The 20,239-nt window shown below is 60.8% G+C and carries 18 protein-coding genes and 1 pseudogene; 4 read left to right on the top strand and 15 right to left on the bottom strand.

The features are described 5' to 3' along the window. Positions 1–71: 71 nt before the first annotated feature. Positions 72–491 carry a DUF3313 family protein gene (locus U4012_RS17110; RefSeq protein WP_321800152.1) on the bottom strand — a complete coding sequence of 140 codons (420 nt, stop codon included), beginning with the start codon at positions 489–491 and terminating at the stop codon, positions 72–74. A 229-nt stretch (positions 492–720) separates the two neighbouring features. Between U4012_RS17110 and U4012_RS17105 the strand changes: the two genes are divergently transcribed. Continuing rightward, positions 721–1,302, top strand: a complete 582-nt coding sequence (locus U4012_RS17105; RefSeq protein WP_321800150.1) for a TetR/AcrR family transcriptional regulator — start codon at positions 721–723, stop codon at positions 1,300–1,302. 67 nt (positions 1,303–1,369) lie between these two features. Here U4012_RS17105 and U4012_RS17100 read toward each other — a convergent pair. Further along, a pseudogene (locus U4012_RS17100) lies at positions 1,370–1,730 on the bottom strand (UTRA domain-containing protein); the annotation flags it as partial. Between the two features lie 230 nt (positions 1,731–1,960). Further along, positions 1,961–3,208 carry a group II intron reverse transcriptase/maturase gene (gene ltrA, locus U4012_RS17095; RefSeq protein WP_124586142.1) on the bottom strand — a complete coding sequence of 416 codons (1,248 nt, stop codon included), beginning with the start codon at positions 3,206–3,208 and terminating at the stop codon, positions 1,961–1,963. A gap of 1,078 nt (positions 3,209–4,286) precedes the next feature. Between ltrA and U4012_RS17090 the strand changes: the two genes are divergently transcribed. Both U4012_RS17090 and U4012_RS17085 read left to right on the top strand, forming a co-directional pair. Then, complete coding sequence (locus U4012_RS17090; RefSeq protein WP_321800148.1) at positions 4,287–5,120, top strand: DUF932 domain-containing protein; 834 nt, start codon at positions 4,287–4,289, stop codon at positions 5,118–5,120. Between the two features lie 125 nt (positions 5,121–5,245). After that, positions 5,246–5,665, top strand: a complete 420-nt coding sequence (locus U4012_RS17085) for a hypothetical protein (RefSeq protein WP_321800146.1) — start codon at positions 5,246–5,248, stop codon at positions 5,663–5,665. An 858-nt stretch (positions 5,666–6,523) separates the two neighbouring features. Here the strand turns inward: U4012_RS17085 and U4012_RS17080 are convergent. The 4 genes from U4012_RS17080 to U4012_RS17065 form a co-directional block, all read right to left on the bottom strand. Continuing rightward, positions 6,524–7,255, bottom strand: a complete 732-nt coding sequence (locus U4012_RS17080) for a hypothetical protein (protein ID WP_321800144.1) — start codon at positions 7,253–7,255, stop codon at positions 6,524–6,526. Next, positions 7,245–7,952: a P-loop NTPase gene (locus tag U4012_RS17075; protein WP_321800142.1), complete on the bottom strand. Its 708-nt coding sequence runs from the start codon at positions 7,950–7,952 to the stop codon at positions 7,245–7,247. The genes U4012_RS17080 and U4012_RS17075 overlap by 11 nt, the downstream gene beginning before the upstream one ends. A gap of 9 nt (positions 7,953–7,961) precedes the next feature. Next, complete coding sequence (locus U4012_RS17070; RefSeq protein ID WP_321800140.1) at positions 7,962–8,423, bottom strand: hypothetical protein; 462 nt, start codon at positions 8,421–8,423, stop codon at positions 7,962–7,964. A 531-nt stretch (positions 8,424–8,954) separates the two neighbouring features. Further along, a complete protein-coding gene (locus U4012_RS17065) occupies positions 8,955–9,248 on the bottom strand; it encodes a hypothetical protein (RefSeq protein ID WP_321800138.1) in 294 nt (97 codons plus the stop codon). A gap of 106 nt (positions 9,249–9,354) precedes the next feature. Between U4012_RS17065 and U4012_RS17060 the strand changes: the two genes are divergently transcribed. Further along, a complete protein-coding gene (locus tag U4012_RS17060) occupies positions 9,355–9,834 on the top strand; it encodes a hypothetical protein (RefSeq protein WP_321800136.1) in 480 nt (159 codons plus the stop codon). A 161-nt stretch (positions 9,835–9,995) separates the two neighbouring features. On the opposite strand, the gene U4012_RS17055 is transcribed toward U4012_RS17060, so the two are convergent. The 8 genes from U4012_RS17055 to U4012_RS17020 form a co-directional block, all read right to left on the bottom strand. Further along, positions 9,996–11,006 carry a relaxase/mobilization nuclease domain-containing protein gene (locus U4012_RS17055; protein ID WP_321800134.1) on the bottom strand — a complete coding sequence of 337 codons (1,011 nt, stop codon included), beginning with the start codon at positions 11,004–11,006 and terminating at the stop codon, positions 9,996–9,998. A 546-nt stretch (positions 11,007–11,552) separates the two neighbouring features. After that, a complete protein-coding gene (locus U4012_RS17050) occupies positions 11,553–13,076 on the bottom strand; it encodes an LPD7 domain-containing protein (RefSeq protein WP_321800132.1) in 1,524 nt (507 codons plus the stop codon). A gap of 57 nt (positions 13,077–13,133) precedes the next feature. Continuing rightward, entirely contained in the window at positions 13,134–14,990 is a 1,857-nt protein-coding gene (locus U4012_RS17045; RefSeq protein WP_321800130.1) for a PriCT-2 domain-containing protein, read from the bottom strand. Continuing rightward, positions 14,987–16,702 carry a type IV secretory system conjugative DNA transfer family protein gene (locus U4012_RS17040; RefSeq protein ID WP_321800128.1) on the bottom strand — a complete coding sequence of 572 codons (1,716 nt, stop codon included), beginning with the start codon at positions 16,700–16,702 and terminating at the stop codon, positions 14,987–14,989. Before U4012_RS17040 ends, U4012_RS17045 begins: the two co-directional genes overlap by 4 nt. Beyond that, the gene (locus U4012_RS17035) at positions 16,699–17,073 is read right to left on the bottom strand and encodes a hypothetical protein (protein ID WP_321800125.1); all 375 of its coding nucleotides are present in this window, start codon (positions 17,071–17,073) and stop codon (positions 16,699–16,701) included. Before U4012_RS17035 ends, U4012_RS17040 begins: the two co-directional genes overlap by 4 nt. An 8-nt stretch (positions 17,074–17,081) precedes the next feature. Next, positions 17,082–18,200, bottom strand: coding sequence for a P-type DNA transfer ATPase VirB11 (gene virB11 / locus U4012_RS17030; RefSeq protein ID WP_321800123.1), 1,119 nt, complete (start codon positions 18,198–18,200; stop codon positions 17,082–17,084). Next, a complete protein-coding gene (virB10, locus tag U4012_RS17025) occupies positions 18,197–19,432 on the bottom strand; it encodes a type IV secretion system protein VirB10 (protein WP_321800121.1) in 1,236 nt (411 codons plus the stop codon). Before virB10 ends, virB11 begins: the two co-directional genes overlap by 4 nt. Continuing rightward, positions 19,425–20,237: a TrbG/VirB9 family P-type conjugative transfer protein gene (locus tag U4012_RS17020; protein ID WP_321800119.1), complete on the bottom strand. Its 813-nt coding sequence runs from the start codon at positions 20,235–20,237 to the stop codon at positions 19,425–19,427. Before U4012_RS17020 ends, virB10 begins: the two co-directional genes overlap by 8 nt. Between the last annotated feature and the right edge of the window lie 2 nt (positions 20,238–20,239).

Below are 20,239 nucleotides of genomic sequence, written 5' to 3'. Positions count from 1 at the left end.
CGTCGTCTCTCGCATGACAGGCGTCGCGAACGCGTGCGTTGACGTACCGCGCGTCGTCATGCGTGAGACGATCATTGCAATTGACTGACGAGAGCGTCGGCGCCCTTGTCGATTCCAGTCTTTGCCGCGCTCAGCGAGCCGAATGCGGCGGGCAGATTCATCGCGTTCGGATATTGCTTCGTCACGTATGCGGTCAGAAGCCGGGGGGAGTCCGCAAGCGCGGCCTTGTCGTCCGCTTTCAGGTCGCCGAACTGATTGTCCTGACCCGCATAGACGACAACTGGATCGACGATGACCTGCCGATATTTCGACCAGTTCACTTGATCCGCGTACCGGTACGGCACCTTTGCGGCGTCGCTGTCACGGTTCTGCGCCAGTTGCGAGGACGACGCAAGGCCGGAATACGCAACGGGCTGCACGCTGGCGCACGCCGTCAACGTAAGCGCCGCGGCGCTCGAAACGAAAAAGGGGATGAGTCGGGTTCTGAACATGTCGGATTCCTTGGAAGATTCCTGGCGCCGCCAGCGGCGAAATGTCGAAAGGTTTGACGTGGCCGAAGCGTAGCACCGTCTCGCCCCATGCAAACCGTCTACCCGGTTTGTTTTTAGGTTGTCAGCCGACAGGGTACAATTCACGCTTTATCGCCCGCAACCCCGCTCCGCCCTCTCACCACCGTCTTGACGCCTCAGCGCCGGCGCGACGCACCACCACGATCAGTACATGGACAACCAGACCCGTTCGGAAATTTCCCGCAAGAAGGCAATCGATGCCGCGTTCAGCATCCTGACCCGGGACGGCGTCGGCGGATTGACGTTCGATTCGCTGTCACGTGAAAGCGGCATCAGCAAGGGCGGCTTGCTGCACCAGTTTCGTACCAAGCAAGGTGTGCTCAAGGCGCTACTGGAATTCCAGCAGGGGCAATTCGAGCAATTCGCGCGCGACTACCTAGCGAACGAGGGCGCGTTGAAGGCCGAACCGAATCTTTCCTCCCAGATCGCTATCTTCCGGGAAGCCATCAGTCAACCGAATTCGGTTGCGCGCGCGATCCTGGCGGCGATCATCGAAAGTCCGGATCTGCTCGACGACAGAAAGCGCGCCGATGCCGACAAGCTGAAGACGCTCGACGAAGAATCCAGCGACTTCGAACTCACGCTGCTGCGTTACTTCGCCGCGAGCGGCATCGCATTCAACGTCTTGCTCGGTTTGACGCCGCTGACCAAGACCATGCGGAATCGTCTCTTCACTCGCCTGCTTGATGACGAGAGTTGGGAAGCGCTGAAGATTAAGCGGGAACCTCGGTAACGAGTCGATACTCGGCGGCCAAACATGTGAATCGCTCCGGGTTCACCGGAGACTGCCGGGTTTGGCACTACGCCGCGCATGCATCGCCGCTTCCTGCGGCACTCCGCCCCAAACGCCCCCGCAGATGAAACCGCGACACCGGATGCCAAGACCGCACCGACGTCGCGACCTGCTCGTCGACCCACGTTCGGCACCTGACCAGCAGGCCCGGCTCGTCGATTTCCACCACGAGGTGCAGGCACTCCTGCGCGTCGAGCTTTTGCGTGTAGAATCGGCTCCGCGCGCTGGATCAACGCGAGCCGCACCATATAATGATGCGGCGTCTCGACCGCGAAATCCTGCTCGAAATATGCGGGAAACAGCGCCGGATTGACGTAGATATCCTAGAACTGGATCGGTTCACCTTCGAAGTAGTGAATTGGCCTTGCCGGACGCGCCTCCGCCGAATAACCCACGCCGAATCACATTGGAACTCTTCGGTAAATTAGTGTTGCCTATTGGCAACAGAAGGAGCGAAGGTGCTGGCGGGGCCTCGGCGTGAGCGGACAAGCAGTCACCAGGTAGAGTGCACTGCGGCACGCTCAGTCGAGTAGCGCAAGGGAATCGCACCCTCACGCTCTCACAGATCCGGACGTGAATCTCTCGATTCATCCGGCTCTTATCGTCCAACCGCTGCCTCCACGCTCCAGTGGGCAAACAACCCGGGCTGCCGGGATCGGATCCCCGACAGCCACGCCCAGGCTCGCGCCGGACGTCTGGAAAGAGACTTGTACTTCCGCCGTGCCCAACGCACCAGCGCCGCATCAACATATCGCAGCACCTGCGCGAGGACCGACCGTGAGAACCGCCCGTAGTACTGAATCCAGCCCCGCAGAATCGGACGCGTGTAATCCGCCAGGTCATCCAGCGTCAGATCGGAACGACGCCACAGCCACTTGCGACGCAACTCCTGGCGCATCGCCTTGGCTGCTTTGTTGCTCACCGCCGGAGTAAAGCCGACAGACAGTTTGCCCATCCGATTCATCACGCTCCGCGGCCGGAACGTAAAGCCCAGAAAGTCGAACTGGCAGGTTGGATAGCCCACAGGCCGATTGGCCTGCTTGCAGTACACGATTTTGGTTTTGTCTGGATGCAGAGCCAGCTTGCACTCCGCGAGCCGCGCCTCCAGTTCCTGCCGGAGCAGCCCAGCCTGCGCTTCGCTCTGGCAGTGATAGACGGCATCGTCCGCGTAACGCTCGAATGGCACATCGGGGTGATGCTTTTGCATCCATCGGTCGAGAGCATAATGGAGAAACAGATTGGCCAGCACTGGACTAACGACACCGCCTTGCGGGGTGCCCTTGTCCGGTTTCATCACGGTCCCATCCGGCATTTGCACGGGTGCCTTGAGCCAGCGCTCGACGTACAGCAGCACCCATGCGCAATCCGTGTGGCGGCGCACCGCTCGCATCATGAGTTCCCAGTCGATGCTACCGAAGAAATTCTTGATGTCGAGGTCCAGCGCCCAGGCGTAGTTCCAGCATCGCTGCCGGGCCACGTCGAGTGCCCGATGCGCAGACCGCCCAGGACGATATCCATATGAATCGTCGTGAAACACAGGCTCCACAAGCGGTTCCAGATATCGCTTGACCACCGTCTGAGCGATGCGATCAGAGATCGTGGGTATACCCAACGGCCTCGTTCCCGCACCCCCAGCTTTCGGTATGTCAACCCGCAGTACCGGTGGCGGCATGTAACTGCCGGACGACATCCGATTCCAGATTCGATACAGATTGTTCTTCAGATCTGCGTCGAACTCCTGCATCGTCTGTTCATCCACGCCCGCCGCCCCACGGTTGGCCTTCACCTGTTTATATGCTTCCCATACCTCACGTTTGGAAATACTAAACGGCTTTGCTTTATTCACGCAGGTCCTCCCCTTGCGGGTTGCCCGCAGCATAAAGCCAGACGATGACGCCCCTTCGGTCCGGTCCCATTACAGGACCATCAACCCTACTACAAGCGTCTCCGCCCCTGTGCCCCGCATCGGTACTCTCATCCTTGCAGAGTCCTTCCACTTGGATTTCTCCCTTCACATCGGGACGACAGGTTCCCAAGTTCCTTACCAAAGCCTGAATCGAAGTCACGCCGCCTATGTGCCGGATGCCGATCGGGCCGTCAGCAGGCATCGTCCGATCTTGTCCCGGAGCAAGTGGGCTCTCCGGTTTCGACATCTTCTGGGACAATTTCGACACGTCTTCAGCGGTTCACTCGCGTTCGTCTCTTCGATCCTTACCTGACAGAGTCGAACTCTGCCTTTTCCATCGACGCTCACCACGCGGACTCTTGACCCGCGCAGCTCGTGGTGGTTTGGAGCCTGCCCCTGCAGGCCGACTCCGAAGGGCCTTCCTTCATCTCTGGTAAAGCACCGCGAGCATCGGTCATCTGATGCTCGCGTTCTTGGCACACCCCACTCGATTGTCAATCCCAAGGCGAGAGCCCAATCAGGACGGCGTTTCCGCCTGGACACGCTGGATCGATACCGCATTAAGCCACGCCCCGGCAAACCCGACACACTGAATCGGAGTTCGCGCTGCGTTTGGATCGTCTATGCTTCGACGAGAATTCTTTGCGCGGAACCGCTCCACTGTCGATCGGTCTTGCACGAGCACCAGCCCGTCGCCTTCAAAACAAGCGCAGCCCCCAAGACCCGGTCAACCCGCGGCATGGCATGCACCCGACTCCCAGCTTCCCGCCCTTGACCCGCGACCGTAGCCGATAGCGGACAGGCATCAAGGGGCGCGGGACCGTGTTGCCCGCACCCCTCCCTCGCCTTTTTCCTTGACGCCTGCCCGCTATCGACTCCTTCAGTCGCACGGGCGGGAATCCGGGAGTCAGGCGGCAGCAACGCCAACCCCGAGTTCCACCGGGAGGTAGCCAGCCGCAATGGCAAGACACACCTCCTCGCCCGGTTCAGGTCCTCAACCTTGACTGTGGAGATTGCCATGCGACTCGCTTCCTCATTCCATTACAGCGCTCCGATGCTCCGAGCGGATTCACCTCTCTCGGACGATCAGATTCGCCGCGTCGCCCCGTCCATCTTCGCGGACGGCAAGCACGAAAGCCGCTCCGAGCGCTACACCTACATTCCCACCATCGACGTGCTGCGCGGGCTGCGCAACGAAGGCTTTCAGCCTTTCATGATCTGTCAAACGCGCGTGCGTGACTCTGGCAAGCGCGAATTCACCAAGCACATGCTCCGGCTGCGCCATGCCGACCAAATCACCGGCGAAGAAGCCAATGAAATCGTGCTACTGAACTCGCACGACGGCACCAGCAGTTACCAAATGCTCGCCGGCACATTCCGGTTTGTCTGCCAGAACGGCATGGTCGCAGGCGAGAACATCGCCGATATCCGTGTGCCACACAAAGGCAACGTGGTGCAAAACGTGATCAACGGTGCGTTCGACGTGCTCGACGGGTTCGAACTGATCCGAGAACAGAAAGACGGCATGCGCTCGGTAACACTCGACCGTGACGAACAGCACGCATTCGCCCGCTCCGCGCTCGCGCTGCGGTACGACCCGACCGACGCCGAAGCCCCGGCGCCCATCTGCGAAAGCCAGATACTTGCCCCGCGCCGTTTCGAGGATCGCCGCGACGATCTCTGGACTGTCTTTAACCGGGTGCAGGAAAACCTGACCAAGGGTGGCCTGCATGGCCGCTCCCGCCCGGGCCGCGCGATGTCGACGCGGCCCATTACCGGTATCGACCAAAACGTGAAGCTCAACCGTGCGCTGTGGATGCTCGCAGACGCCATGCGTCAGATGAAGGCGTAACGACTGCCGGGCGGCGCATTCGCGTCGCCCGGCAGTTCGGCTTTGCGCCATGACGCCCGTCGGGTCACGTCCTGACGCAATCGCACCTTACTGGCCCGGCATCTTCCTTCTATCAGGAGTCGATCATGCAAACCCAATCTGTCGAAACCGTCACACCCACCGTTGCAGCCGCCGAATCGGCCGCTGTGCTCGAAACGAACTTCGGCAATGAACAACCGGTCGTGACGGTGCCGTATTCCAGCCTGCAACGCTCACCCTTGAACGTGCGAACGAAGCCGCCATCCGGTATCGCCGGACTGGCCGCCAATTATGAGAAGGAAGCCGTAATGCGAAGATTGCCCCAGGACGCGTTATCTGACGGGTGCCATAGGCCTTGTCACTTCGCATTACGGCAGGATCAAAGCGCGTCGAGCCAAGCAAGCAAGTCAGGTTTTTTCGCCATCTCGGTGGATTGCCAGGGCGAGTCGAACGATCCACCTGCTCAAGGGCAAGCCGCTTCGTTTCGATGTTGGCTCGAGCGTAGTGATTCGTCGTGTCGAGCCTGACGTGCCCGAACCAGTTTCTGATCACCGTAACGTCGACCTTCGTCAACTGGGTAACGTTGCCCCTTCGCTCCGCCCTCATTACAAGAGCTTCAACGGTACTACGGGCAACTCCGCCCCTTGCCATGACATCGGTATTCTTCCTCATGGTGTCTGCCATTTGTCATTTCCCTTCGCATTCAGGACAAGGTTCTCACGTTCCGTACCAAAGCCTGTGTTGAGCTCATGCCGCCTATACACCGGCTGCCATCGGGTCCGTATCAGGTGACGTCCCGACTGATCCTGGAGCGGGAGCCCTGCTCCAGTTTTGGCAGTACCTTAGATTTCTAACGATGCGTCATCGAACGGTTCGCTTGCGCTCATCTTCTCAACACGTACCTGCCACCCTCTCCGGGTGACTTTTCCACGGTCGCTCACCACCGCGCCTTTTGGACGCAGCAGCACCGGGCGGTTTGAAGCCTGCTCCTGAAAGCCGACTTCGGGAGGCCTTCTCCCATCTTCAGTACAGCACCGCAGGCTCGCGCCTGCGTTCGTGACACACGGCTCCCGGAAATCCTCACCGATCGAGAGATTCCAGCGACGCCCTCATGGAATATTCCTGACGACGAGGAGGCGGACACCGAGGAAGACGGTGACAGACCGGACAAGAAAGTCCCCGACACCGACCAGGAGGCGGGAGATGACGGCGACCGCCTCGATCAGCCGCCTCGCGAGGCGGCCCCTGCTACTGACACAATCGGCGAGCGGCCGCCGTGGCCCTTCCCGACCACCGCTTCGGTAAGCGCGGCGCAAACTGATCCTGACGTTGTGTAACCTTCGCCACGCATGCCGACGATTCGGCACGGCAGACGGCAGCGCGCTTCAGGGCCTGCCGCCTGCTGACTGGACCAGTGCCGCGCGGCAATCCGAGGTCGCCGCATGACAGCCCACTCGCCTTTCCATCCAACCACCCGCGACCAGCAGCATCAGGCAGAGCAAAACCGCGCCCACCAGCCACAGACGGCGCATCGCACGTGCGAAACGCCGCTCCACGCCCGCCGCTATCGCATCCATCCGCGCCGCCGCTGCGGCGACCGCCTGTTCGAACATGCCGATCGCCTCGTCCAGCCGCGCGCGCTGCTCGCGACCCGAGACCGCCGCTGCGCCAATCAGCCGATTCCCGGCCGAACGCACCACCCGGCTGGCCAACTGTGCGCTCAAGGCGGTCAGGGCCGTCTCATTGAGATGCGCCAAGGCTTCCCGGTACCGCGCCTCATGTTCCTGGATCAGGTCTTCCGCCAACTTGATCGTCGCCTTGCACCGATCGAGCGCGTCACGGTGTTGTTGCAACAGAGCATCGGTCGCGCCGCCGACTTCCCGGCGCGCCGCCTCGAGACTGCCCTCGCTCGCCCATCGGACACGTTCGGGCATCGCCTCATACAGGCGTGCGTAGTATTCGAGTGCGGCGATGATCGACCAGAGCGCGTCGTTGTCCCGCAGATTCAGGACGCTCGATATCCGCCGCATCCGGGCCAGACTCGTCTCGTCCGGGACCTCGCCGGCCACCTCTTGAAACAGGCGGATAAGCGGATCGACCGAGCGTTTACGGCCCATCGTCAGCCCCGGTAGTGCCGGTCATCGTCGAGAACATCGCGTCGCACATCGACCGCCAACGCAGCAGTTCCGCCCGCTCGCCGATGTGCATCGTTTCCGACGCCACGCGAATCGACATCCGCTGGCTACGCAGTTCGTCGGCGACGCGATCCGCCAGATCCGGAAAGTCGAGTGTGTGCCCGCGTGCTTCGACCGTCTTGCGAAGCTGCGACGCCTGATACAGCGCAAACTTGTCGGACGCACCGAAATAGCCGTTGCGCACCACATGGATCGTCGCGTCGGGAAAGGTCGGACTGAACGCGCGCAGCAGTTCCAGACTGTCGCGCTGCCGGTTGATCACCCACAGTACGACGAGCTCACGCCGGAGTTCGCCAAGCGTACTGGCCAGCGTTGCACCAAATCGAGCGACACCTGTCTGACTGCGCGCCGCCGTGTTCACGACGACGGCCGCATCCCGGTGTTCGTCACAGAAGTTGACCAGACCGATCCAGCCTTCGGCTTCGTCCAGACTGTAAGCAATGCAACGTAGCTCGTCCTGCACGGCTTTCATCACGTCGGGGTTGGACGTATCGGTTTCTACCAGCACGACAGGAAGGTCGTGCCGCTGCAGATGGTCGGCCAGCGCGAGCGAGACAAAGCTCTTGCCCACACCGCCCTTGCTTCCGCCAACCAGATAGATGGGGTAAGTCGTCGCCATACACGTCCTCTACAGGTTCTCGGTATCGGGCGCGATCTCGAACGAGAACGCGTCCTGAATCACCATGGTCCCCGCTTTGGTCACAGCCTGTCGCCCATCGCGCTGCCCACCGTCATCTATGCGGTCTCTGTGCGATGCCGGAGCCCGATCCGGCCCGCTTCGAGACACAGAGTTCGCTCGAATCGGTTGAGCAGACTTTTTTGCCGGTTTCGACTTGTCCTCTTTCGCACTGCGTTGCATCGCGTAGCGCAATGTGCTGGCGCTGATGTTCACGCCCTCTTGCGCCAATTGCTGAACAATCTCGTCGAGCGTGTAGCCCTTTTTTTGCGCGCCGCTGATCTGAGACTGCATCGACTTCACAGCCTCGCGTACCGTGACACGATGCTCGTGCGCGGGCTTGTGCGGCAGCGCGTCGAGACGGCGAGCTACCGCATCCCATTGGGCTTGAGTAAAGTGCTTCACGACCGGCATGATCCGCCTCATCGCACTGCCTTAATGTCATCTTGCTCACGGAAGCAATGAACGTCAACGCTCGAAAACAAGCCCAATCCTCTGTATCGGAACGCAAGAGAGCGGACCGGAATAGCCCGGAATTGCGAATATTTTTTTGCCGTTGCATGCAGGCAACGCACCTTGGATTGCTCGAAGAGGTACGGCAATGCCTTACGCTCCGATCAACCGATCGGTCACGGTCCGTGAATAACGGTCCATCTTTGGAATGCGTAGCTCGCGAGCACACGCTCGATGAGCGCGGGACTTTCCGTAAAGTGCGCAGCAGACACGAATTTTTCCAGCGCGCCACGCGGACGCCAGCTCATTCGATTTGCGCGAGCGCAGACGTCCTCATGCATCCGGACCATCGCGTTTTATCGCGAAGCATGATCCGTCCACTTTTTCATTCTGTGCTCGACGATCAGCTTTCCTGCGTTGTGTCGTAACCTGATTTGCGCAAAGGTCCCATGGCATTCATCGCTACCGGAATTTCTTTTCACTGCACATGATTCATCTTGCTGCGCGAGATGTGCAGTTTTCCTGCGCGCACGGGAACGGCATTTTGCAGCGACGGCGCATTTTTCCGCGCAACCATGACTCACCGTACTCACGGGATTGGCGAACGACGAAAATAAAGACAAAAAGATAAGTTATAGCAGGATAGGCTTGCGCCGGTTTTGGGCACCATTGAACTTCATCGCGACAAGACATTCTCTTTCCACCAACCACATCACTTTCGAATTCAGCACCTGCAGCGTGAGCACGCAGCACCAGGCACTCGGAAATTTTGAATGTCATCACCATGAACGCGAATTTTCAATATTCTGGATAACGATATTGTTGCGTTCACGGAACGGACGTCTATATTTGAAGGAGCGGAAGTCAGCACGTCGCATTTCGCTGCACCCTCATGTCGACCAACGAGGCACCACCGGGCCCAGCTCTGGAGGAACATTCCGTGGCATTTCTTAAACTTGCGATCGCATTTGGCACAATCATTGCGATTGCGAAGAGCATTCAGCTCTTCGGCCATCACGCTCGACGCCAGTACGGCTACAGTTTTTTCACGACACGTGGCTTTTGGCTCGCTGCGATCGGCATCAATCTCGTGTGGTGGGGATATTTCGGATGGGGAGCCGCACTGCTTCGGCATGAACCGACGTGGAGCGGCCTCGTACTCATGGCAATGGGGCTTGCGGCAGTGATCCGGTTGATCTACGAAAACGTTCGGGGTACGGGCGCGGTACACGGCTTCTGCGGATCAGTGCTGCAGTTCATGTTGTTTTTCCCGGTGGCACTCTACGGCGTACCGCTTCTCGCGATCGCGTTGCTGTTTCTGCTCTTTGCGACATTCAAGGCCGGACCGGTATGGTTCGCTGATCGTGAATAAATAGAGCGCCTCAGGACAGCAGTGTCCGATGCACCTGACCATGAGCAATATCCTCGCAACCGGTCGAATCACCGTCAGAACAGGTTCAACGGATCATCCCTTGGTTCCACGACTCCAGAAGACCGCGGCCAGGTTGAACAAAAGACGCCACGCATCGGACATCAACGCTCCATATCCCGAGTCGCGTCGTCTAAACGATCTGAGTCCGGTCCCAGTCTGGTCGGCTGCTCGCGTCCATTATCCGGATTGCGCGCTACCACTGGCCGCTCTCGTTGCACCGGCATGGCCCCCACGAAGTACGCCATTTCAACGGCCATCAAGCGATCCTCGCGCACGCGCGACCTTGCCATCGCGTAGGCTATCTCCCGCCACGCGGTGAATATACCGCCCTGTGCGACCCATTGTGCGTCGCGCTGAGCATCGGTCGGCAGCGGTTTCCAGTACCTCGGCGTTTCGCCGCGTGCGACCATATGAACGACAGCCTGCTTCGGATAGCGTTGCGTTATGCCGCGAGCACGCCGAGGCGTCGCATTTGCCTCGACGCCATACTCCCGCAGTTGCTCTGCAAAACGCTCGCGCCATCGCTGCAGGTCCATGTGGCGCGGATTCAGGCGGCGCCCGTTAGGGCCACGTACCTGGACACTCAAATGAACATGCGGATGCGCTTCGTCGTCGTGTGCAGCGAAAACGTACGCACGCCCGTCGCCGAACTCAAGTGCCGCGAAATCGCGCGCCGCATCACGCACGGCTTTTCGATCCGTTCCGGGCGGCATCGACAGCAGGATGTTGAAAGTTTCACGCCGCGTACTGGCCTCCGGGATGCCCCAGCCGCCCAGTTGCCATGTCTTTACGAGATCGCTCAGCGCATCCTTGCCTTCAATACGGTTGCCGTTCTGATCTTCCAGTTCGATCCGGCCGTTACGGGAGATATAGCGCAAATGCCGACGTACGGCTCCCATGCCTTGCGCACTCCCCGCCTTGTTGGTGATCTTGACCATGACCTCCGGGGTACGCCTGAGCGTGCGGGCGACCCGAGCGCGCATGAGGACGGCGGCGTTGCGAATATCCACATGTGAGAGCCGCGCGGCACGCGCATGTCGTAGTGGCTCCTGAAACAGGCGGTCACCCCAGTTCACGAGCATCGCATCGATGTAGATCCTCGGATATGGCATGTCAGCGGCTCCATCGGTCAAGATTCGCGCGAATGATGGCAGCCGCCGTACGCAGGTGTTCGTCAACGCGCCTTCGCAACCCTACCCATTCGGACCTCAACTCCCGACGGGCCGGCTCTGCCTCGTCGGCCCGTGCAAGTTGGCCCAACAGACGGCTGATCTCGGCAAGACGCTGATTTGATACCGCGAGGGCGTGCAACTCGGGTTCGCCCAACTGCGGCTCTCCGGTCATTTGCGCACGAATCAGTGACACGATCCATCGATTACTGTGCAGGCCCATCGCCGTCGCTCGCCGTTCGACCGCTCTCCGTTCTGCAATAGTCAGCCGGATTTCTATACGAGTGCGCGGCTCCCCGGCGACCGGCCGAGGTAAGTCAAACAAGATCGAGCCAGGTTCCCCAGCCGCATCGGCACGGATAGTGGTTACAACCAACTGGCGCACGCCCTCACCTGCGGTCAAACCGCGACGAGCACACCAGTCGTCCCAAACTGACCTGAGTACACCGAGTTCGACGCACAGACGCTCGCGTCCGACCACGATTCACCTCAGCGAGATGGTGATGGCGGTGACGGTTCACCAGGCATTCGCTCGATCTCTCGGGTAGGCGTGCGTTCGGAGGTCTGATGCTTGCGACGATTCCGGTCCGATGGCGCGTTCGGATCAAACACCTTCGGCGTCGGTACCGGGATGCCCTCGCGCTGGAACGCGACCAGCATGCGCTCCGCACGCTTCTGTACCCGAGCAATGGAACGCTGGCTGAAACCCTGCTCGCGCATAGCTGCCGTCAGCACGGCCAGATGCAGTGCCCGTTCATTTTCTGAATTGAGCGCGTCATAACGGCCTTGAAGCTCTGGCTCCCTAACCGAGGTAACGTGTGAATCCGCAGATCGGGCTTCTTCGCCCGACGGATTTTCCGATTGCCGCGCGACAGAAACTTCATGCCCCCGCTCCACGACTTCCACCTGCCACGTATTGCGGTAAACGTCTTTCTCGTCTTCGCCAATCACTCGTCCTTCGTCATTCAAAATCGGCACTCGAACCGTGACGAGGCGTTTGCCGAGATTCTCGAGTATCACCTGCTGGCCGATTTGCGCATTCGCTTCACGCATCGTGCGCTCGAGATCGACACCCCACACAACCTGGTCGATTCCAGTCTCATCGCGAAACATGACGTAATACGAGTCGCTACGCGCTGGATTGTGCTGATATGGCGCACCGCCATGCTCACGCAGTTCCCCGACGTAGCGCCGTGGACCATCGATCTCGTCGTTTGCAGCGTTCTGATTTCCCTCGGGAATAGCCGATTCAGAAGCGGACGAACGACGTGGTGCAAATGGAGGAGATCGGTTGACGGCGATTCTTGCGTCGACGCGAGGCGTAGATGAAACCATCGGTCTATCATCCAAGCGTCCCGGTGCGTTCGCGACAGGAGGTGACCCGACGTGTGCCGCCACCTCGATGCGATTGTCCAACCGCGCCTGCCGTGCATCCGCCAGACGCGCCAGATCAGCCGCTTTTGGCTCGTAGCCGCTCACCTCGATGCCGAGCAGCGTACCTTGCAGCCACGCCTCGCCGCGAAATACCTCGTGCCCGGACACTCGAATGCGCCGCCACGACTTCGCATGCGCCATGTCGATCATGGACTCGACTACGTCCGGGCGGTTGTGCTCGGTAACGAGATACGGCCCCAGATCTTCAAATGCCAGCTGATACGGCGCGTCCTTCAGGAAATACTGGTTGCCGGTACGCAGGTAGCGCTTGCGTACTCGTTCAGGCGGTTGGTCGAGAGGCGCACGGACTCGATTCGTCTCATCCGGTATCCCGCTCGGCGACGGAGTCTCGGCATGCTGGGCGACGGTGGCATCATCGCGGATCGCCTTCTCTCGCAATCTAGCCAGGGCAGCGTCGAAGTCCCGTCGGCGTCGAGCCGATACTGCTTCTTTCGCGGCCAGATTCAGCCTCTCATGACGTTCGTCCACCGCAGCTGGACCTACACTAGCGCCCGTTAAATCCTGTTCAATCATGTTGATAACTGGATCGGCTTCATCGGCGACAATTCTCTGGGCCATGTCACTACCTCGCATTTTCACGATCGGCATTACACGTGCGCGCTATGCTGACGAGCCTTATCGGTCGGGCCTCGACCCAGTTTCGCGGGACGCCTCCTGTTCCCGCGACTTTTCGAGCGCGGCGGCCCGCGCCTCCCGGATGCGTGCCCAGGATCTCGCCTGCAGCTGATCGAGCATCCCCTCCAGATTGGGGCTGTAATTCAGCTCGCGGGCGGATTTCTTCAGCGAACCGACCATGCGTTCGAGTAGGTCGCGGGCCCGGTCCCATGGATAGACCTTCGGTTGGCCGCCGTCGTAACCTACCTGTAACTCGGCCCCGTTCAGCCGCGCGTGTTCGTCCATCCATTTCAGCCGCTCGGACACAAACGTCATCTGATCCTTGCGGTGGAACACGACACTACGCGTCGCGACCTCCTGTACCAGATAGTGTTCCGTGTTAAATACCTCGCCACGATAGAGCCCGCCGTTCTCGCGCGGCGTGGCCATCCTGAGCGGCGAACCGAACCGGTGTTCGGCCAACGCCCTCACCTCGTTCGGAACGTCGCCCACTTCGAACAGCGGCTCGCCGACCGGCGGCCGCGACGATGCAAACCTCGGCGGACCGGCAACCGGAGGGGCAACAGCCGGCGATACAGCAGCGGAAGGATCCGTCGATGGTGGTGCCGGACCAGACGCGCCATCCGTTGCCGGCACATCTGGTGCATCCTGTTTTCGCGTACTGTGCTTCGAGGACCGGCGACGCGGCGTCCTTTCGTCGTCGGTTAATAGCTTTTCCTTGACGTTGCCCATCTTTTCGCCCTCCTCACACTGGTCCACCTCAAACACTGTCGCACCGGATACGGTGGCAATATCCGGTTGACCACGCGCGTTCTCAACGAAACGCACCGCGGCGTGCAGGTATTCGCCGACGGCGTCAAAGCCCGACAACACCGCCATGTCGCTGAAGTCGTTCGGCACTTTTCCGTCGATGCGCGCGTCAACAGCAAACTCCGGCCAGACCACATGCGCCTGCGCCACGTCCGCGGCCTGTCGTGCCTGCGTCTCACCACTGCCCAGTTCCCCCAGCACGATCAGGTCCGCATCGCGAAACCTTTCACGCAAACTCTGCGCCACCAGCCTCAAATTCCCGCTTGACAACGCCGCCACTGCGAACCATCCCGTCGCACGAGAAGCGGCCAATGCCGTCGCCATGCCCTCTGCGATCAGAATTCGCGACGATTCGTGTTCGAGAACGAGCGTCGGCGCCATCATCCAGTAGCCACCCTTTTTCACACCGCCGGCCAACGACGATTTCCGCCCGTGTTCGTCGATTAGCTCCAGTGTCGAGATCGGTCCGTTCCAGACAGGCACGATCAACACGCGCCCCGTCAGGGGTTGCTCCTCGCTGGCCGGCGTATAGCCGAGCAGCGCACGCAGTTCCATTGCATCAAGCTCGCGCAGCGTCTCTGACGGCGCAAGGTGCTTGCGCACAAGATAGGGATGCTCCGGACCGACTGGTCTCGCCCACGCCCAGATTGATGCTGCCTCGCGAGCTACTGCTGCATGACGCGCCTCTCGCTGCTCCTCCTGCTTTGCGCGCTGCGCCAGCACCTCGGACGAGGCTGCGAGTATGGCTGTCACGCGGTCGGGATAATGCGTTCGCTTCAGATCAAAGCCATGCTGACGTGCCCGCCAGAACAACGTGGCAAGCGTCTTCCCACCCGATGCGCTGACCGAGCGCCACGTGGTCCGAGCCGCCCGCTCGTTATAGTTGGCGGCCGTCCGGCTCCACGCATCCCAAATTTCAAAACCTTCTTCGCCGAAGCCCTGCTTGAGCGCGAACGCCATATCGACCCATGTCTCGTAGTCGTCGGCCGGAATCATCGCAAGTGCAGCACGCGCACGGTCTGCATCATGCACTTCAGATGTCGTCATTGCCGGGCTCCCATACTGAGTGAGCCGCTCGCGGCTGCATGCCGCGCCGACTCAACAAAATCGAGTTCAGCCACGTCCAGATCGGCCACGCTCAGGTGACGACTTGCCTGGACAACCTTGCTGGCCGGGACGCCCAGCAGCGTGAAATGCCGTTCCACGTAAGCCACGGCGTCCTCCTCACTGATGTCGGTTAGGTTCGGCGGCAGGTCACGTGGATCCCATGCCTGTAATACTTCGAGGTATTCGGACGGCAGACTGACGAGCCCCGCACCGTCCGGATCGATCTCATCGGGATGCAGATCGCGCAATCGGCGCTCGACAACCGCACTGAAATAGGCCATGTTCAGGGCCGGCACGGACGGCGCAGGCAGGACGCGCGACGCAAACTCGGGATCGCGCCAGTAGCAGATCTTGTCGGCCAGGATCGGCTTGGTGTTTTCGAGCAAGATGATTTCCTTGTCACGCCCCAGTTCCTTCAGTTCCTGCGGCAACAGCAACGGCCGGCGCTGTTCCGATACGCTTTCGCTCGAGCCACCGCGGCCCAAAAGCGCATTGGAGCGGCTCACACTGCGCGACTGGTCGGTGAACGTACCGAGCATTTCCGAGTAGTCGTTCGCGTCCTTCTGCTCGCGCGGTGCATAAATAATCTGCATCGCGTGATTCGTGATAAACGTGCGCGCGTCAGCCCGCCCGTACACCGATTCGAGTTGCGCGATCGACTGCACGATCGATAGCAAGCGCAGGTTGTAGCCCGCCATATAAGCGACCGCGCGCGCAATGATTTGGATCTTCCCGATCGAGGTCATCTCATCGAGCAGCAGAAGACACTGAAACCGCAGCGTGGGATCGGCTTCAGGTAGTTGCTTCGTATTCAGGTTGACGAGCTGCGAGAACACAAGATTGACGAGCAAAGCCGCTTCGGACAGATGGTCGGGCGTAATGCCGATATAAATCGACATGCGACGACGGCGCACGTCGCGCAAATCGAAATCGTTCGCGCTGGTCGCCGCGTCGACGAGCGGATTGGCCCAGATCGTGAGTGGCGCGTTGAACGTCGCCAGCACGCTCGCCAGCACCTTGTCGTCGTTGGACAGAAAGCGATTCAACGCATCGATACATTGCCCCGAAAGCAGCCCACGGTGCCGGACCAGCGCACGTTGCAAGTAGCCCTTGACCGGCATGCCATTGCCCGACGATTGCCGTAGCACTTCACCCATCGTGACGGGAAAGTCGAGGATCGACGCTCCCTTGCCGGCCCGGCGCGCGTCGCGCCATTCGCACAGCAGGAGCACGATGCCGAGGAACAGATTTCTTGCCTGGTCTTTCCAGAAGTCGTCGTGGCCGCCTGCGGGATACAACGCATAGCCGATCGCAAGGATGTCGCCCACCCGAAATAATCCATCGGAGATCGCCGACAGCGGGTTGTAGCGATGCGTGCGGCCGTCCTCGGCAAACGGGTTAAACAAGTACACATCCTGCCCATGTGCTCGGCGAAAGCCCGCTGTGGCTGCATAGTTTTCCTGCTTGATATCGAGCGCGACCACCGAATCGGGAAAGGTGAGCAGATTCGGGATCACGACACCAACACCCTTGCCCGAGCGGGCCGGCGCCGCGAGCAGCACGAACTGCTGGCCGGCAAACCGCAGGTAGCGCCCGCGCCAGACGCCCACGACAATCGCCGGCGGAGTATTGAGGTGGGATCGCGTCGTCATAGCAGCCCCGCCCGGCGGATTTCTGACTCTCTCGCAAAGCGCGCGCCGCCATACAGACGGCGTCGACTCGCTCCCGCCCCTAGCACATGCAGACCCAGGACCGGACCGCCGAAGGACAGGAGTACGGCCAACAGCGCAGCGCCCGCGAGTTGGCGGCCGATATTCGGCATCATCCCGTCTCGCCATGCCAGCGCCGCATCGAGCCAGCCCCACAGTCCTGCGTGTAACGGATTGATTCGCAGACTGGCATACAGGAAGAACGACGCGAGCCAGAGCGACGCAGCGATTCCCCCCATCAGGCAAGCCAGCACCGCCACCGTCAAGGCTGCCGTCCGGGTATGCTCGAGCAAAGGGGGAGCGATATGGTCCATATTCGCCCCTACACGAATGCGGTGCGCGCCTTACGCACCGGATCGAACCAGACTTCAGTCATGCCCCAGCGCCTACCAATCTGTTCACCCGCCGCATTGAATATCGGGCGTGACTCCATGTGCGCAACAACATCGACGGTCAGGAACAGCAGCCTCTTGAGCGCGGCATCGTCCCAGGCGGCGGCCTCGGGATGTTCCTTCGCCATCAGCGCGAAACGCTCGATCGCAACGGTTGCATTGGGTGCGTGATAGCTCGTGATCGAACCCGCATGCCCGGTCGTCAGGAGCTTCATGAAGTCGTAGGCTTCGGCGCCGCGTAGCTCAGCCAGCAGCACACGGTCCGGACGCATGCGCATTGCACTCGCAATCAGATCTGCGGGTGTTACGCGTGCGTGTCCATGCCCCCCCTTGCTGTACTGCAAATGTACGCAGTTCTCGATATGCCGGATGAACAACTCGCGAACGTCCTCGATCGTCACGATCCGCTCGGTGGCCGGAATCGAACGGCACAAGGTCTTCATGAAACTGGTCTTCCCAGACCCTGTATTGCCGACCACAGCGATATTGAGTCGGCCCCTGACAGCGTGATCGAAGAAGGCGCTCCAGTCGTGCGCGTCCAGGGTTTCGATAAGCTCGCGATCGTCGGCTCGCAATGCCGACAACGCTGAATCGAGTCTGTCTGGCCGGCGCCATACCGTCTCGTCGAACAACCCCTCGTCACGACACGCATCGAGGGTCTTTTCGTCGGAGGACGGACGACGGATCGTGACCGACACCGTTCGCTGCGGCACGACCGGTGGCACCACGATCTGGATACGTGCGTCATTCGGCAGCAGCGCTGAAAGGACCGGATACTGAGACGATATTTCCTGGTGGGTCAGCGTGGCCACTGCTACGGCGAACGACATCAACCGGTCAAAGTCAAGATCCTCGCAATCGTGGCCATGCCAGCCGAGCGAGTCCTCGGTCAAAGCACGCTGTGGCCGATTGATCACCAACTCTGTCACGTCGGGATCGTCGAGCAGCAGCGCAAATGGACGCATCAGTTCACGAACCGATGCGTCCTCCGGCAGCCGAACCAGTTCGGGGTCACATGACGAATCCTGCCCGTGTGCGCGAATCGTCATCGCATCCCCTCCGGCTGCAGGGCATACACCGATCCGAAGTCCAGATCGCGTGCAATCACAATCGTGAACTCCGCACCCTGGTTCTGGGTGAGCGTCGGCGGAATATTGATCGTGCTATCAAGCACGCGCGTGGCCATGTCGTTACCCTGCTGTTGCGTGCTCTGGAACACCACCGAGCCGTTGGTATTGCCGCCGCGCGTAGACAGATAGCCGATTGCGTCCTGAACTGAGCCGAGCAGCAGCGCCGCGCCGAAGCGCTCGCGCCAGTGGTTATCCACATAACCGTCAATACCCATGCGGCCGAGCGCATCGGCCGCCGGCGAGTCGATTTCGACCGTGACGCCGTAGGGCGTCTTGATGCGGGCCGACAGCACGAACACTCGCTTCTGGCCCGGGGACAGGTTCGAGCGGTACTGGCTGTTGATCTGCGAACCCCGTTCTATCAGCACGACGCTGCCATCGTCGGAATACACGTTCTTGCTCACGGTACAGGTCGACAGGCCAGCCTCCGTCGAGTCGAACGCCGTGTCACCCACGCAGTCGATCTTGGCGCCTTGCGCGAGCACCAGACTTCGATTGCCGAGCGTTCCCGCCTGAACTCGCGGTGTAGCGCTCGGCGTCAGCGCCTGAGCGAGCGAGCCGCCAGCTTGCCCCGATCGTGGAGCTAACGCGCCTGCGGCCCTCGTGACACCTGCTGCAGCTGAGGAAGTTGCGTCCGTCACCCCATCCGACTCCAGCACGCCGGGCTCACCACCCGCTGAATCCTGTCTACCGACCGTTTCGAGTAACGGCGCGTCGTAGTAGCTGCGAGGAACTGCAGCGCGTACGGTACGAGCAGGCGCGAGTGCCCCCGCCGTGGACGCGGGAAGGACGGCAATCGGGCTTGCGGGTACCGGCGCCGAAGCTGGGCCACCGGCCGACGACGCGGGCAGCTCCTTGAACAGGCGTCCCTGAGAAGATGTGCCCGCCATCGCATCGCGCCGCGCCTTCGCTTCGGCATCGTGCCGCGCGAGGAAACCGTGCACGGTCCACACTGCGCCGACGCCGACGACCAATACGATCCCGACGGGCGTGAGCCACCAGGCGCGCGGACGAGCACCGCGGTATTGCCCGAGCTCCGGCATACCGCGATCTGCGGAAATACTTGATGCCCCCTCGTTCTGGTCGTGTCCAAACTGCGAGTCAGCGGCATCGTCGGGCTCGATCGCATCGCGCGGTGTATCGTCATTCATCGCGATGGCTCCGCAGCACGCGCTTCACTCCGTTGACCGTCGTGCCGTCACGGGCCGGTACGCCGTCCATGTCGTAAGCGTCATTCCAGATTCCAACGACCTCTCCTGCCAGCCGCAACACGAAACGCTTCGCCACCTCGTGCACGACGATCGTGTCGCCGTCGATGTGCTTGTCGACGACGCTCTCCGTGCCGTCATCTGCCACGCGAAAAATCGCCGGCATGCGTCGATTGTTCGGAATGCGCAAATAAGTAAAGCGTCCGTCGTCCCATGCCGCGGTCGGTGCGATATCGTCGGAGTTCGGCATGACCTGCATCGAATATCGTGCGTTACGCACGGCTGCTGGCTGCGCAAGACGTTTCGCGACCAGCTCGACATCCGAATTCCCCGCTGCCTGCTTGGCCAACTCATCCAGATAGACGAACGTCACGCGATACATCACACGGCCATTGCCGAACTTCGACTTGAGCGGAAGCACCATCAGATCGAAGCTGTAGCTGTGCCGATCGGTGCGGATTTCGAGATTCGAGTCATGCGCGGCAAGCTGCGGCTTCAGGTACACGTCGTGATCGCCCTTGTTTGCCACGACCTGCCAGCCGTCCCGATCTCCGGGTGCGACGACCTGAATATGCTCGTATGGCCCCAACGCAATGTGCGTCGCGAAGCCACGCTGGGCCTCGACGCGCACCACGTCATCCGCTCGATAGATCACCCGGCGGACACGCGGATCGTTGTTCCATCCGGGCAGATCAACCGCCCGCACCACACCTGCGAACAGTAGGCTCGCCAGCGCGGTGGCCAACATAA

Origin of the sequence: Burkholderia sp. BCC1988 (assembly GCF_905339895.1) — a bacterium.
Lineage (GTDB): Bacteria > Pseudomonadota > Gammaproteobacteria > Burkholderiales > Burkholderiaceae > Burkholderia.
Note: the sequence above shows the minus strand (reverse complement) of the source record. Positions and strands in the feature narration are given on the sequence as shown.

Excerpts from the sequence above, each read along its gene's own strand:
- U4012_RS17075 (WP_321800142.1), bottom strand. The coding sequence starts at position 7,952 with ATGGCGACGACTTACCCCATCTATCTGGTTGGCGGAAGCAAGGGCGGT.
- U4012_RS17080 (WP_321800144.1), bottom strand. The coding sequence starts at position 7,255 with ATGGGCCGTAAACGCTCGGTCGATCCGCTTATCCGCCTGTTTCAAGAG.
- U4012_RS17050 (WP_321800132.1), bottom strand. The coding sequence starts at position 13,076 with ATGGCCCAGAGAATTGTCGCCGATGAAGCCGATCCAGTTATCAACATG.
- U4012_RS17055 (WP_321800134.1), bottom strand. The coding sequence starts at position 11,006 with ATGCCATATCCGAGGATCTACATCGATGCGATGCTCGTGAACTGGGGT.
- U4012_RS17020 (WP_321800119.1), bottom strand. The coding sequence starts at position 20,237 with ATGTTGGCCACCGCGCTGGCGAGCCTACTGTTCGCAGGTGTGGTGCGG.
- U4012_RS17035 (WP_321800125.1), bottom strand. The coding sequence starts at position 17,073 with ATGGACCATATCGCTCCCCCTTTGCTCGAGCATACCCGGACGGCAGCC.
- U4012_RS17105 (WP_321800150.1), top strand. The coding sequence starts at position 721 with ATGGACAACCAGACCCGTTCGGAAATTTCCCGCAAGAAGGCAATCGAT.
- U4012_RS17060 (WP_321800136.1), top strand. The coding sequence starts at position 9,355 with ATGTCGACCAACGAGGCACCACCGGGCCCAGCTCTGGAGGAACATTCC.
- U4012_RS17110 (WP_321800152.1), bottom strand. The coding sequence starts at position 491 with ATGTTCAGAACCCGACTCATCCCCTTTTTCGTTTCGAGCGCCGCGGCG.
- U4012_RS17085 (WP_321800146.1), top strand. The coding sequence starts at position 5,246 with ATGCAAACCCAATCTGTCGAAACCGTCACACCCACCGTTGCAGCCGCC.
- U4012_RS17070 (WP_321800140.1), bottom strand. The coding sequence starts at position 8,423 with ATGCCGGTCGTGAAGCACTTTACTCAAGCCCAATGGGATGCGGTAGCT.
- U4012_RS17040 (WP_321800128.1), bottom strand. The coding sequence starts at position 16,702 with ATGACGACGCGATCCCACCTCAATACTCCGCCGGCGATTGTCGTGGGC.
- virB10 (WP_321800121.1), bottom strand. The coding sequence starts at position 19,432 with ATGAATGACGATACACCGCGCGATGCGATCGAGCCCGACGATGCCGCT.
- virB11 (WP_321800123.1), bottom strand. The coding sequence starts at position 18,200 with ATGACGATTCGCGCACACGGGCAGGATTCGTCATGTGACCCCGAACTG.
- U4012_RS17045 (WP_321800130.1), bottom strand. The coding sequence starts at position 14,990 with ATGACGACATCTGAAGTGCATGATGCAGACCGTGCGCGTGCTGCACTT.
- U4012_RS17090 (WP_321800148.1), top strand. The coding sequence starts at position 4,287 with ATGCGACTCGCTTCCTCATTCCATTACAGCGCTCCGATGCTCCGAGCG.
- U4012_RS17065 (WP_321800138.1), bottom strand. The coding sequence starts at position 9,248 with ATGGTGATGACATTCAAAATTTCCGAGTGCCTGGTGCTGCGTGCTCAC.